The organism is Nitrospira sp. M1, from assembly GCF_965152605.1.
Genome location: NZ_OZ224217.1, coordinates 1007261 through 1020743 on the forward strand (window position 1 = coordinate 1007261; position 13483 = coordinate 1020743).

General features: G+C 48.4%; 12 protein-coding genes. All 12 read left to right on the forward strand.

What is annotated here, in order from left to right:
• Positions 1–8: 8 nt before the first annotated feature.
• The 12 genes from ACWHX8_RS04870 to ACWHX8_RS04925 all read left to right on the forward strand — a co-directional run bounded on the left by ACWHX8_RS04870 (position 9) and on the right by ACWHX8_RS04925 (position 13422).
• Positions 9–1469: a HEAT repeat domain-containing protein gene (locus ACWHX8_RS04870; protein ID WP_447970837.1), complete on the forward strand. Its 1461-nt coding sequence runs from the start codon at positions 9–11 to the stop codon at positions 1467–1469.
• Positions 1470–1572: 103 nt separating this feature from the next.
• Positions 1573–3474: a thioredoxin domain-containing protein gene (locus ACWHX8_RS04875; RefSeq protein ID WP_447970838.1), complete on the forward strand. Its 1902-nt coding sequence runs from the start codon at positions 1573–1575 to the stop codon at positions 3472–3474.
• Between the two features lie 307 nt (positions 3475–3781).
• Positions 3782–4597: a hypothetical protein gene (locus tag ACWHX8_RS04880; RefSeq protein ID WP_447970839.1), complete on the forward strand. Its 816-nt coding sequence runs from the start codon at positions 3782–3784 to the stop codon at positions 4595–4597.
• A 409-nt stretch (positions 4598–5006) separates the two neighbouring features.
• Positions 5007–6002: a methyltransferase gene (locus ACWHX8_RS04885; protein ID WP_447970840.1), complete on the forward strand. Its 996-nt coding sequence runs from the start codon at positions 5007–5009 to the stop codon at positions 6000–6002.
• A gap of 3 nt (positions 6003–6005) precedes the next feature.
• Entirely contained in the window at positions 6006–6722 is a 717-nt protein-coding gene (locus ACWHX8_RS04890) for a DUF420 domain-containing protein (protein WP_447970841.1), read from the forward strand.
• A 96-nt stretch (positions 6723–6818) separates the two neighbouring features.
• Positions 6819–7304, forward strand: coding sequence for a PCP reductase family protein (locus ACWHX8_RS04895; protein WP_447970842.1), 486 nt, complete (start codon positions 6819–6821; stop codon positions 7302–7304).
• Between the two features lie 60 nt (positions 7305–7364).
• Complete coding sequence (locus ACWHX8_RS04900; RefSeq protein WP_447970843.1) at positions 7365–8447, forward strand: hypothetical protein; 1083 nt, start codon at positions 7365–7367, stop codon at positions 8445–8447.
• An 8-nt stretch (positions 8448–8455) separates the two neighbouring features.
• Positions 8456–10333, forward strand: coding sequence for a cytochrome ubiquinol oxidase subunit I (locus ACWHX8_RS04905; protein WP_447970844.1), 1878 nt, complete (start codon positions 8456–8458; stop codon positions 10331–10333).
• A complete protein-coding gene (locus ACWHX8_RS04910) occupies positions 10330–11016 on the forward strand; it encodes a DUF3047 domain-containing protein (protein WP_447970845.1) in 687 nt (228 codons plus the stop codon). Before ACWHX8_RS04905 ends, ACWHX8_RS04910 begins: the two co-directional genes overlap by 4 nt.
• A 37-nt stretch (positions 11017–11053) precedes the next feature.
• A complete protein-coding gene (locus tag ACWHX8_RS04915; protein WP_447970846.1) occupies positions 11054–11440 on the forward strand; it encodes a hypothetical protein in 387 nt (128 codons plus the stop codon).
• Between the two features lie 63 nt (positions 11441–11503).
• The gene (locus ACWHX8_RS04920) at positions 11504–12421 is read left to right on the forward strand and encodes a formylglycine-generating enzyme family protein (RefSeq protein WP_447970847.1); all 918 of its coding nucleotides are present in this window, start codon (positions 11504–11506) and stop codon (positions 12419–12421) included.
• Positions 12422–12516: 95 nt separating this feature from the next.
• Positions 12517–13422: a formylglycine-generating enzyme family protein gene (locus ACWHX8_RS04925; protein WP_447970848.1), complete on the forward strand. Its 906-nt coding sequence runs from the start codon at positions 12517–12519 to the stop codon at positions 13420–13422.
• Positions 13423–13483 lie beyond the last annotated feature (61 nt).

Consider the following 13483-nt stretch of genomic DNA (forward strand, 5'->3'; position numbering starts at 1 on the left):
CATCATAGATGAATTGCAATGACATTTTTCGAATTGGTGATGGCTATCGTGTTCCAATACGATATAAGCAAGGGTCGTTGTTAGGACGTGGTGTACTTGCAATGCTCACTCGATTTCTGGTCATGCGCTGGCTCCTTGTTGTGGTGGTTCTTGCGTGGAGTCCGATATATGGGCAGGGCCTGATGGCTGCTGAATCGTTATCAACGCCAGAATGGCTTCAGGCACAAGAGGCTTTCAAAAAATTTCAGTTTCAGGAAGTTCTAGATCTTCTTGCGACCTTCAGCGAGGAAGAGCTGAAGGTTCCCGATGTTCTACGACTTAACGTGCTGAGCTTAGCCCTTCTTGGGAAGACGGCAGAAAGTTTGGATGCCTATGAACAGGACGTCAAGCAGAGTGGCCGAGAAAGTGAGCCATTATTCCGAGAGCTGGCCATTGCGATAATTTTACCACTTCGTAGCGATATGCGTGAGCAAATTCGCGGTGTCGCCTATACGTCTCTTAAAGAAATCGGTTCAGACGATATTATCCCGTTTATAGAAGAGGGACTGAATGATCAATCTGGGATGATCCGAGTCTTAGCTGCAGAAAGTTTAGCAGGGTTGGAATCTGGGCGACAATCGAAGAAATTTCGACAGGCACTTGAGGATAAAGCCGGATTGGTGCGAGCCACCGTCTTAAAAGGATTAGGGCGTTCTGGTGATCGTGACGTGCATACACTTATCCGTCCACTCTTGAAGGACGAACAGCGCGTCGTTCAGGTGGCGGCCGCCGGGGCTATGGTCAAACTCGGATACCCAGAGTATTTGGGACGAGTCAAGAGAAGTGTGCGTGAGGATAAGGGGTATGAGCGGGGAGCGGCGTACAAAGTATTGGGAGAATTAGGCGATGTCCAAGCTGTCAAGCTTCTTGAACAGGGGTTGACGGATCAACAGCCATCCATTCGAGCTGCAGCCGTTTCCTCCCTTGGGAGGCTCCAAGCCCCAGAGGCTGTGCCACCTTTACTTGCTGTTCTGAAAGAGAAAAGTCCAGCGGTTCGGAGTGCGGCGGCTGTGAGTCTAGGAAATTTAAAGGCTGAGAAGGCCATTCCCACTATTACTAAGATGTTAGACGATGCGAATCCTGGGGTACGGGTTGCTTCGGTAGCGGCATTGCTCAAACTCAATAGTCCGTTTAGTGTTGTGTCTCCAACCGTCAGTGCATTAATGCAGGATCGAAATCCAGGTATACGGTCTGGCATCGCGAGGGCCTTAGGCAATGGGTATGGTCGCGATGTGATCACAACATTGTTTTTCTTGCTGAATGATCCTGTGCCAAAGCCAAGAATTATGGCGGCTCGGTCATTGGGTCGCATTGGTGGGCGGGATATTCTGCCTCGTCTGAAGCCTGTGCTTCGTGATCAAGATGAAGCGGTTCGTGCAACGGTTGCGGCTGCCATCGTGCGTATTCTTGCCCATCCCAACAATTTATAGTGTGAGGCTTATGTTCAGGTTCCCGACGTTCTGCTATTACTTTCTTCAACCATTGCTGCCCTATTGAATGTATCTTTCGTAGGCATAAGGTCGTGTTCGTGCAATGCCTATTCGATTTTTTTTACATATACCGTTTTCCATACTTCTCGTATTGAGTTGTGCGTCATGCCAGCCCTATCGATCTGTCAGTCATACTGAAGACGTCCATTCCGCTTCGGAATCCCCATCTCGTATTCAGTGGGCGCCATGGCAGGAAGAAACGTTTCGAGCTGCGCAAGAGCAAGATCGGCTCATTCTCCTCGACTTAACGGCTGTCTGGTGTCATGCCTGTCATGTCATGGACGAAACAACCTATGTCGACCCATCGATCATTGCGTTATTGAACTCTCGCTTTATTGCAATTCGTGTTGATACCGACCAACGCCCGGATATCGAAGCGCGCTATCGCCATGGCGGGTGGCCAACGACCAGTATTTTATTGCCGACCGGTGAGATTGTATTCCAGGGGAATTATTTGGAGTCGGAGGATTTGCTCCAGGCGCTGGAAGAGTCCGACAAGCTCTATAGAGAGGACAAGGAAGCCTTGCTGAGTCAAGCCGCGACTATTTGGGAGACAGTCATCGCCGCAAGGAAGGCCAGATCCCGTCCTCAAACGGCGATTGATCCAGGGCTGGTGGATCAGATGGCCGTGATGATTGAGCAACACTTTGATCCCGTGAATGGTGGCTTTCAAGACGCTCCAAAGTTTTTTGAACCTGATGCCATTTCCTTTCTGTTTGGGCGCTACCATCAATCCCAGAGGGAGGGCTTGAAGCATATGGCGTTGTTGACCCTACGGCAACAGCAAAAAGTATTTGATCCGGTCTGGGGGGGCTTTTATCGATATGCAGAAAATGCCGATTGGACTCAACCGCATTTCGAAAAAATGCTGCATGTCCAAGCCATGAATCTCCAAAACTATCTCGAGGCCTATCAAGTCACAGGTGATTCCTTCTATCGCGAAATTGTTGAAAGGACAATTCGCTATGTCACACGGTTTTTAATGGACACGCAGGAGAGAGGGTTTTTCGCGAGTCAAGATGCAGACATTAAAGACATTTCCGGCTCTGGTCGCCTCATTATGACTGGGGAGGAATACTTTGACCTTGCATTAGATGAACGTCAACACATAGGGACGCCATACGTTGATCAGGCTATCTATACCGACTGGAATGGATTGATGCTGCAAAGTTTCTTGAAAGTGCACCATGTTGTTCCGAGTCATGATCGCCTATCAATGACATTAAAGATGCTCAATCACTTATATCATGAACGTTATAAGGCGGGGAAGGGAATGGCTCATCGAACCGTCAATGGGCAACTTCAGGACTTTGGACTTCTTCGTGATCAAGTCTGGTTTGCTCGAGCGCTTCTTGAAGCGTTTTTCACGACTGGTGAGTCGCACTATATTGAAAAGGCCGAACAACTGGTCGGGGATGTTGTCAATATTTTAGAAGATACGCAGGGTGGCGGGTTGTATGATCGACCTCAGGATGCTTCTGCAGAAGGACTGTTAAAGTTTCCTCATAAGTCTTTGAAGGAGAATCTCCGGGCTGTCATGCTGTTCTCTGCTCTCTATTATGTGACTGAAAATCCTTTCTATCAAAATGCTGCCAAGCGAACACTTCAGTATGTCTTACATGCATCCGATCAGCTTCCCCTTGGATTGTCTGGCATGGCTATTGATCGTTTCGTTCGATATCCAGTCAATATTGTGGTCGTCGGATCAAGGGATGATGAGAAAACCGTCCAGCTTTTCCAGGAAGGTCTTAAGCTCTATGCGCCGGGAAAGATCGTTCGATGGCTTGATCCAGCCGTCGATTCACTAAGAATCGGAGAGATTACATTCCCCCAAACCACAGAATCGACAGCCTACATCTGCACTGAGACGATATGTTCTCAGCCATTTCATCGGGCAACAGAATTTCTCATGCGATACAAAGATGTCGTGAAACTTCAGAAATAGCTGTATCTGTAGCTCTGAGCGAGGCTTGCGTAGTTGTCATGTAACAGCAGCGTACAACTCTTGAGCCAATAAAGAGATGAAAGTCAAATTATTTCGAAATTGAACTGCCGTGTGTTGCAGTCAGTTATCTTGACACGTTTTTTTCCTTCTTGGTATATAAGAAGGTGAACGAATTAACGAGGTTTCAACAGTTTCCCTGCTCACTGAACAGTCCCGTATATCTGTGCGTGGGAGATTCATTCAACGCCCCAAGTTTTCATCCCACCCTCGTTAGCACACTAATTATTCTCAACTAGGAGGAAGTATTATGAGGAATCGTCAGTCACTTACTGTGTGTCTCCTTGCAGGAGCCGCCCTGTTGGCCGCTCCAATGATTGCGCAAGCCGGTGGAACCATTAAAGGCAAAGTGACCTTTAGCGGAAAAGTTCCTGCTCCGAAAGAATTTGCCTTCTCAAAATTCCCGAATGAGGGATTTTGCAAAAAGAATACAAGTAAAAGTGATGATGGGGAAACTCGCTTATTAAAAGAAGTTCAAGTTGATGGAAGCAAGGGATTAAAAGACGCCGTTGTTGCCGTTCGGGACATCAAAGATAAAGGCTGGATGGGAAAGTTTAAAAAGGCTCCAGCGCAAGAAGTGACTGCGGAGTTATGTGAATTCCTTCCCTTCACCGGCGTTGCGGTGAGCAAGGGGCAGTTTAAAGTCGTGAATAACGATGCTGACCCGGATGATCCAAAGTCCAAAGAAGGTGTGTTGCATAATCCTCATAGCTTCGATGTGTTGGGTGCAAAGTCAGCCACGCTGTTTAACATCGGATTAGCCAAAAAGGGCGATTCATTGCAGAAGACCCTCAAGCTTCGTATGGCCAGAAAGGGTGGGGTTGTTCGGTTGCAATGTGATCAACATGAATTCATGCAGTCATGGTATCTTCCCGTCACCAATCCCTTTTACGCGACGAGTGGTGCTGATGGAACATTCGAAATTAAGGATGTTCCTGCTGGAAAGCACAAGCTCTTGGTTTGGCATCCAGTTGCCGCCAAAAATGCGATGGGCAAGAAGGCCGTTGAAATTGAAGTTGAAGTCAAAGACGGCGCGACCGTTGAAGCAAACTTTGATGTAAAATAAGGTTTCTCTTTCTGATTCGTCTCACGAGGGCAATTCGGGTTCTTCCGGGTTGCCCTCGTTATGTGTGAAGATTCCATCTTCATTCCCTGGTTTTCTGACCCGTCCTCTCCTTTCCCATTTCCCACATGTTCCCTAAGAAGCGTAGCGTGATCGAGAGATGCGTGTACCTGTCTGTGGTCTGGTGTCTGTACCTGTAGCCTCCACGACTCTTCGTCGAATTTCAGGCTGATAGTTATTGGAAATTTACGTGCTGGGCTGCTCATGTTCTTGAAGCCTGAACCTCAAGAGCCGAAGGCATTTTTCCTCAATAAAATAGATAGATTTTCAAACTTGCGTTTGTCAGTCAGTGGCCGTTAAGATCAGTGAATTATGACTATTCAAGAGAATCTTTTGTTCGTTGAGGCTCTGTGTGTCACGTGAACTTTCTCTCGCCGAAATCTTCCAGTTGGGATACTACTGGGAGACGAAAATTCTTCTCACGGCAGTAAAACTTGACCTCTTTTCTGCATTGCATGGGAATCCTCGTTCCTCCTCTCAACTTGCTCAGGCTTTAAATCTTGCGGATCGACCGTTGGCTTTACTGCTGAATGCGCTTGTAGCCATGCGAGTGCTGAAAAAAGAGGCTGAGGCATTTATGAATACAGACGTGGCTCAACGGTATCTTGTGAAAACGCAAGATGAATATGTCGGGCATCTCTTGTTGTTACATGATGCGGAGTGGGAAAACTGGGGAAAGCTCGAAGAGACGATCCGTACAGGCACATCACCTGTCTCACAACATGTGTTTGAGACAAATCCAGATATGGGAGCGAACGTGCTGTCGGTATTGCATCGAATTGGCAAGGAAAGCGGGCCGAGTTTGGCCAAACGCATGAATCTCAATGGCGCGAAAACGCTCCTTGATGTTGGAGGCGGGGCGGGGACCAATGCCATAGCCTGTTGCCAGGAATATCCCGATCTCACGGCGACGGTGTTTGATTTACCGCAAACCCTCGTCTTGACCGAGCAGGTGATTAAAAAGGTTGGTCTAGAGGATCGGATTCGAACGCGAGCGGGGAATTTTCATGTCGATTCCTTTGACGGAACATATGATGTTGCCCTGATGTCTGATATCCTTCACTATCAAGATGGTGCAGTCAATGCCAAGCTTGTCGCCAAAATTTATGATGCTTTGGCAGATGGGGGGCAATTAGTCATCAAAGATCGGTTTTTAGATCCGACAGGGACAAGTCCTGCCTGGACGACGGCCTTTGCTGTTCATATCATGGTCAATACTGAACATGGTCAATGTTTCACGACGCATACGGCTTTGCAATGGATGAAGGATGCAGGGTTTCAGCATGTTCAAGAACTTGAACCGTGTGCGGTCGTTCACGGAACAAAGAGAAAAGATGGAGGTGTATAGCTCATGGCCGAATGGCTGAGGCAACCTGGATTTGCCGGAACACATGCGACGATGGGCGCTGATGTGAGTCAGCTGATGGCAGCGGTCTTTACGACGCTCTTCATCGTTGGATGGGTTCAGGCCCGACGAGGCGAAGGGACCAAGCATCATTGGCTGATGTTTGGCGGAATGATTGCGATGCTGTCGTTCTTCGTCAGTTATTACTTATTTCGAAACCTTGGGGTTCTGGCGTTTGAAGGGAAGGAAGGGTTCGGCGGATCACAGTGGCTGTACGACACGGTCTTTGTTCCCATTCTCACCTTTCATATTATTCTGGTCGTCATTGGGTTGATTATGGCGATCTACATGATTGTTCTGGGCTTTCGTACCCAATTTTTCTCAGGGGCCAGGCGACTGCTTCGAGAGCAAGTCCTGCTGACGGCCTGGACGAAAATGCTTGGGATTTTGGGCGTGTGTGCGGGATTGGTTGGAGCCTATTTGCTGACATTGTTGGCGCTCGATCGATTTGGAATGGGGAAATTGGTGGTGTGGGTGAGTCTTCTTGTGATCATCGGCATTGTGATGATTCTTGAAATGAGTATTCAGCGAATGTGGCCGAACGGGGCTCGACGGCACCGTGTGCTTGGGCAGTTTACGATGGTCGTATATTGCGTCTTATTTGTAACCGGCAGCGTGACGTATGCGATGTTGTACATTCTCTATCCAGGAAAAATAGGATAAGGCAGTCAAGGCAAAATTCAAAATGAAAAGTGCATTATATTAAGGGAATAAAATTTTTCTAGCATTTTTCACTGTACACTTTACTTTGAGTCTTGTATGGAATGTGATTGCGGACAAACGCTCAACCTGTGTGGCGTTGATGAAGTGGATGCCACGACCTGTATGGCGAGGTTTTCCTGTGAGCCATGCGGGGAGTATGTGGGTATCGAAGGCGAACAAGCGGAAATCGCTCCATTGTTACCCCATGTCTGTTGGTCTGATGAGGCCCAGCATGTCCTCAACCGGATGCCTCCGTATGTGGTCCCACTCTATCGAGATGATGTAGAGCGTTATGCGCAGACCACGGGAACGAAACTCGTCACATTTGATTTTTTAGGAGAAGCGAAAAATCAAGGCACTGTCGCATGGAGTGCAGAAACACTGCGTCGGTTAGAGCGAGTCCCGCCTGGCATTAGGGCCATGGCTCGCATCGAACTAGAACGAACGGCTTTGGAGCGTGGGATGACCGAGGTCACGGTCGTGCTCATGGAAGAAATTAAAGCTAGGTACTTTGGGATGGGGAGCACGCAAACTGTATCGTAGTACGGAGCAACAAGTCATGGGTCGGTCGGTGCGTCCCGACGTAAGAAATACGAGAGCCACATGCTTCATCGATTAGCACTCAGAGTCGTTCCTCAACTCAATGCGCTCGTGACGGAACCTGCCGTTCGTAAGCGGAAGCGGTTAGTCATGTTAGCTCCAGGGCTGGTTGCCTTTGGTATCTATCATCTGCTGAAATCTTCTCTCCCCTTGGGTAATCCATTCGTTCTTCTTCTTTTCAGTGGGTTTCTGGCATCTTTGACGGCATTGTGGTCGTATCGAATGGGACGCAATGAATCCGTGGCTACCTTTCTTCGGGAGGACGGAGTGAAGCGGATCGCCTGGGTTGTCGGCTGGATTGGTATGGCCTACGGAATCCAACTATCGCTTCTTGTGCTTATGCTCTTAAAGGTATTTGTGGCCTATGACTTCCTGCTGCACCCGGAAGGCCCAGCGATGATGGCCATTATTATCTCAAGCTCTTCTGTGACACGAGATGCCTTTGAGTTGGGGTATGTTCGATGGAAAGAGCGGCAAGGTCAGAAGGTCGTCACGTTTCCTGATGGTGGGCCATTTCGGCGTTGGGTGCAGTTAGAGTTTGGGACTATGGGTCGCTGGACAGGAGGGGCGGCAATTCTCTCAATGGGGATGGCACTGCTTCTCATGACGCTTGGCTATTGGGGCAGCCATGATCTGACACAGTCGATCATGTTGTCGATTCTTTCTGCATGTTTAGGCTTCGTGGCCTTCTATGCTGGGAAATCTAGGACGGGAGATTGGCGATCAGGCATACAGGAACTCGGGTGGCTACCGTTAGGGAGGTTTTGGCTGTGGCCCTGTGTGACGTTTGCACTTACCTACTACCTCGTTCAAGCCGGGTTTTTCACATTCTTAGTACAACATGAAGAACTGAGAAGCGCCGCTCAACTTTTCATCGCCGCGACAACCGCGGCCATCATGACGGGATATAGTTTTTACTTGGGGCGCTGTCAGCTGCTTGAAGCTGAAACTCATCATGGTATTCCCGCAAATATTCAAAGCTGTCCATTTGTGATGGGCATTTTAAGTAAGGCCGGTGTCGTGCCTAGCGGTACGACGTCGACCTCAGTTGTTGGTGCAGCCACACAACCAGAAAAGGTGGGATGAGGGGTATCATGATTGCGCAACGATTGAAAATTATGCTGATCGTGTTCTTGGCGGTTTGGGGTTGGCATGAAATGTCTGACACGCAGCATGCTTATGCCGAATCTTCTTACTCAGCGGTTGATTCAAAAGATATCTATTTTCAAACGGAGGGGACTCCTGTTGGTCCCGCAGCCAAGGATTTTCAATCTTCGTATCCTGACATTCAATATGTCAACAATCGTGTCTTGGTCTGGGTTGTGGCTCAACAACATACGTATTTTGGTGGGTTTGTTCTTGCGCTGCCGCTTTTTGCCGTACTCTTGGAGTTTTTTGGACTGGCACGCCGAGATCCGGAATCTGCTCGTCGCTATGATGGGCTTGCGCATGACATTGTGCGAGTGGCTGTCGTCTCATTATCGTTTACTGCGCTGTTGGGTGCACTCATGTTGGGGGTCTTTATCACGTTGTACCCAGGGTTTATGGGGTACATGGGGGCAACCTTCAAGAGCATGATGCCGGTGTATGCGGGGGTCTTCTTTGGCGTCTCATCCCTTCTCCTGCTGTATTACTATAGCTGGGATTATATGGCCTCTCGCGGGAAAAAATGGGTGCATATGTCAATTGGCGTTCTCGTGAACGCCATGGGGGCACTCCTCTTGATCATTGCGAACGCGTGGGCTTCTTTTATGATGGGACCGGCAGGTGTCGATAGTGATGGTCGGTTCTTGGGCAATGTGTGGCATTTATTGCATTCGCCATTATGGAATCCTTTAAATACCCATCGTTTTTTGGCGGATATTATGTCAGCTGGTGCGGTCGTAGTCGCATATGCGGCCTATCGTTTTCTCACAACAAAATCAAAAGACGAACGTGCGTATTATGACTGGGTTGGATATGTGTTTATGTTGGTGGTCGTGTGTGCATTGTTGCCGATGCCGATTGCCGGGTATTGGTTGATGAAGGCGGTTTTTCAATTCAGCTCGCAAATGGGTGGCACAATGATGGGCGGGTTGCTGTCATGGATGTTTGTCATTCAAGCTGTCACGGTCGGTGTCTTATTTTTAGGTATCAACTATTATATTTGGCAATCCTTAGGTCGTATTCAAGGGGGAGAGCGGTATCACCCATATTTCAAGATTATTATTTTTGCTTTGTTGGGTTGTTTTATTGTGTGGTTTACCCCCCATACGATTGCGATGACCCCGAGTGAAATGAAGGCGATGGGTTCGGCGCAGCACCCCGTCATTGGTCAATTTGGTGTGATGTCGGCCAAGAATGGTGCCATCAATATTATGATTTGTCTCACCGCCCTCAGTTATTTATTGTATCGACGTGCCAATCGGGTGATTACGGTATCTTGGGCCTGGAAAGGCAATGTCGCCTTAGGCATGTTGTTTGTATTGGGAATCGCGAACATTCTCTGGCTTGCCATTTATGGATTTTATATTCCGGCAAACGTTCGTGTAGGCTTGTCTATGCCGCAGGGTGTCACTACCGGAATGGTGGTGGTGGGGGGGATTGCTCTGAATTACATGATGCTGCGAGGATCAAAGGTCATCGGGCCGATTGCCTGGGGGAATATTTCTCTTCGGGGAATGGTCACGTTGTTTGGGGTGGCTGCGGCGTTTACCTGGGTTATGGGATTGATGGGGTACATCCGTTCGGCTGGCCGTCTAGGCTGGCATGTCAATGAGTTACTTCCAGACTCGTCTCCATGGGCCTATATGCCCGAAATTGGGTTTGCGGCTAAAATGGTCACGATGAACATGCTGTTGTTCTGGACATCGGTATTTTTTATGTTCTGGCTCAGTCGGCGTGATTATCAAACGACTGATGAGCGAATAGGGAGTCCTGTTCCTTCTTCTCCGCTCGTGCAAACGCTTTCACAAGAGGAAACATCGGTATGAGAATATGGTTTGAACCTACGGCACGTACTGGAACGTTCTGGACATTTTCGGTCATGTGGAGTGTCATATTGGTTGCGTTGGTCTTTTCTGTAGATTTTACGCAGGGCGTGTTTGCGCAATCAGAAACTGAATCGATACTCATTGAAGACTTCAGTCAACCTGATGAAAATGGATTTCCTCAACAATGGGATGCGCAGCGGAGTAAGGTGACGGCACAGGAAACATATGTGATCGGTCAAGAGGATGGTGTGTCGTTTTTGAAGTCTCACAATGCGAGCCAGCGTGTGTATACCAAAAACATGTCCTGGGACCCAAGGACCCATCCGATCTTAACCTGGCGGTGGCGGGTTCGATCGGTAGAAGAGGGTACAGAGCTTATTGCCGCCGTATACCCTTCATTAGACACGGATTTGATGTTTATTCCAGTGAATACGAAATACGTGTGGAGTGTGAATCAACCCGTTGGCACCACGAAAGAAGGGGGCATGTTCGGATCGACTGAAGTGGTGATTCGGAGCGGAGCCGAGCAGGTTGGCGAATGGGTAGAAGAACGAATTAATGTGTATGAAGATTTTAAGGACATTCACCAGCATGAACCCGCTCCGAAAGCATGGGGAATTTCGCTTCTTGGTGGCCCTGGGGTCGAAGTTGACTTTGGTTCGCTTGCAGTTCATCCAGAATAATCCAGCGAGTGTTCAGTTCTCTCTGTAAATGAGTCAGATGATGAGTATGTCACAGTCAAAAATTATTGACGTCTTGATTGGTACCCTTGTAATGGGAACGGTTGGGACATTGATTGGCTTACTCATGGGAGGCGGGTATTTACCGGTTGCTGTTGTGATCGGTATCACGCTGGGAGCTGGAGTTGGAATGTTTGGTGGGCGTCGTTTCTTCTTGAGCATTTTCGTCGGGTCAATCCTTGGTGGGTTGCTAGCTTGGGTGCTTGGTGGCATTGATGCGGTGACCGTTGGATCGGCCTCTGGCGCGGCGATGGGAGGATTTTTAGGGGTACAGGTTTCAATGATTCTCGATTCACTCGCCGAACGGAAGCGAAGGCTGGCGTCGTCGTCTGTATCAGCAGACGAGCCGACCAAACACGAAGTCTGATGAGTGCGACCGTGTGCGAAAGTTTCTGCGGTCTAAAAGCCATACATAGATTGAGGGTATTGCATGCCGGAAAATAATAAAGTGCTCATAGGTTCGATTATCTTTGTCTTTGGATCATTTATCATGATGATCGTCATGTTGCTGTATGAGACGTATAAAGGCAAGGCCGAATTGGAAGCGGTGGCCTCTAGGATTCCAGCGAAAGCCAAGGTTTTGCAAGCCGCACCAGTACAAGACTACTCAATGTATAAAATTGTAGTCGGGGACGAAGGGCGAAAAATGGTTGAAATCCCTGAGGGGCCATTTACGATGGGAAGTCGGAAAGACGATCCCGACGAGGGGCCAGCACACCCAGTGTACCTGCATACCTATTATATCGATTTGAAAGAAGTGACCCAAAAAGAATATGACCGGTTTTTGAAAATGACCAAGTATCAAAAGCCAATTGTCCCTGTATTTGAAGATGAAGTGTCCAAGCTTCAAAATCCGGATTACCCAGTTATGGCCGTCACCTGGAATGATGCGGTTGCCTATTGTCGATGGGCTGGAAAACGATTGCCAACCGAGGCTGAGTGGGAAAAAGCTGCGAGAGGTGAAGGGAAGCGCCAGTATCCATGGGGAGCTAAGTTTGACCAAAACTATGCTAATGTGGATGGCAAGGATGATGGGTATCAGTATTTGGCGCCGGTAGGTTCGTACGAAGTGGGTCGGAGTCCTTTTGGGCTGTATGACATGACGGGAAATGTTGCGGAGTGGGTAATAGATAACTATGCTGCAGACTATTATCAGTTAACGCCATATCGTAATCCGACTGGACCAGATAATGATGATGTCTATAAAGTCATTCGCGGTGGATCGTGGCGAGAGTCTCGAGTCGGGGCACGGTTAACTAAGCGATTCTCTGCGAAGATGTGGAGGACGGATGCCACCGTAGGTTTTCGTTGTGCGAAAGATCCGGAGAAACCAGTGAAGCAGTTGTAGGTGTCCTGTCAGGTGACATCAATTCTGATGTCAGAATATGTAGTGTCTTCATGATCTCATCACAGAATGTCTTACGTTAGAATGGCATAACACGCATGGATGGCCGATTTAAGTTTGTGTTTCTCATTGCGGTGTTGTTTCTGACTGGTCTGCCATTACTGGGGATTTTAAAGGGTACGAACCCACCACCACCTGACCCGGGTGATGCAATCCTGGCGTCACGTCATGCTGACGAAGTGCCACAGCAAGAAAATGTGGAAGACGTTAGGCCGGTTGAGGAGCTCATGGTGAAGGTGCCTGCTGGTGAATTTATCCGAGGAACGAATACTGGCGGATTCAATGAACGTCCGGAAAATTCTTTTCATGTCGATACATTCTGGATCGATGAGTTTGAAGTCACTAATCATCAGTACCTTGAGTTTGTGGAGAGTACAGGACATCGTAAGCCTGGTCCGCCGTCCCGCTATGCAAAGAATATGACCAACCTGAGAGGTTTGAATCAGCCAGTGACCTATGTGTCTTGGGCTGATGCTAACGCCTATTGTGAATGGAAGGGAAAGCGGTTGCCAACTGAAGCGGAGTGGGAAAAAGCCATGCGGGGGACTGATGGCAGGACATGGCCATGGGGAAATAACCTCGGTAAGGATTTTGCCAATTTAGGCGGAGTGCAGGATGGCTTTGAGTTTACCGCGCCAGTTGGGTCGTTTCCTCAAGATCGAAGTGTATTTGGTGTGTTTGACGGCGCAGGAAATCTGATGGAGTGGACAGATAATTGGTATGTGGAGCAACTGTATTCAACATTGGTAGAGTCAGATAGTTCGACGGTTTCTCGAACATATAAGACGTTGCGTGGCGGTGGGTACACCAATCGAGGGGTAGACCTTCGCATCACCAGTCGGATGTTTATGGTGCCGGACTTTAGAGATGAAACGATTGGATTTCGCTGTGTGAGTTCTCAGGAGAACGCTGGAAATCCAAAAAAATCACCAGATGGAATTTAGTCAATTTTCAAAGAAAATCGAAGTAATAAAGAATGAGAAAGACTGCAAGCAGAATATTGAC

What these genes read in the sequence shown, in the direction of transcription:
- ACWHX8_RS04895 (WP_447970842.1), top strand. Translation starts at nt 6,819, where the DNA reads ATGGAATGTGATTGCGGACAAACGCTCAACCTGTGTGGCGTTGATGAA.
- ACWHX8_RS04920 (WP_447970847.1), top strand. Translation starts at nt 11,504, where the DNA reads ATGCCGGAAAATAATAAAGTGCTCATAGGTTCGATTATCTTTGTCTTT.
- ACWHX8_RS04875 (WP_447970838.1), top strand. Translation starts at nt 1,573, where the DNA reads ATGCCTATTCGATTTTTTTTACATATACCGTTTTCCATACTTCTCGTA.
- ACWHX8_RS04905 (WP_447970844.1), top strand. Translation starts at nt 8,456, where the DNA reads ATGATTGCGCAACGATTGAAAATTATGCTGATCGTGTTCTTGGCGGTT.
- ACWHX8_RS04915 (WP_447970846.1), top strand. Translation starts at nt 11,054, where the DNA reads ATGATGAGTATGTCACAGTCAAAAATTATTGACGTCTTGATTGGTACC.
- ACWHX8_RS04880 (WP_447970839.1), top strand. Translation starts at nt 3,782, where the DNA reads ATGAGGAATCGTCAGTCACTTACTGTGTGTCTCCTTGCAGGAGCCGCC.
- ACWHX8_RS04890 (WP_447970841.1), top strand. Translation starts at nt 6,006, where the DNA reads ATGGCCGAATGGCTGAGGCAACCTGGATTTGCCGGAACACATGCGACG.
- ACWHX8_RS04900 (WP_447970843.1), top strand. Translation starts at nt 7,365, where the DNA reads ATGCTTCATCGATTAGCACTCAGAGTCGTTCCTCAACTCAATGCGCTC.
- ACWHX8_RS04925 (WP_447970848.1), top strand. Translation starts at nt 12,517, where the DNA reads ATGGATGGCCGATTTAAGTTTGTGTTTCTCATTGCGGTGTTGTTTCTG.
- ACWHX8_RS04910 (WP_447970845.1), top strand. Translation starts at nt 10,330, where the DNA reads ATGAGAATATGGTTTGAACCTACGGCACGTACTGGAACGTTCTGGACA.
- ACWHX8_RS04870 (WP_447970837.1), top strand. Translation starts at nt 9, where the DNA reads ATGAATTGCAATGACATTTTTCGAATTGGTGATGGCTATCGTGTTCCA.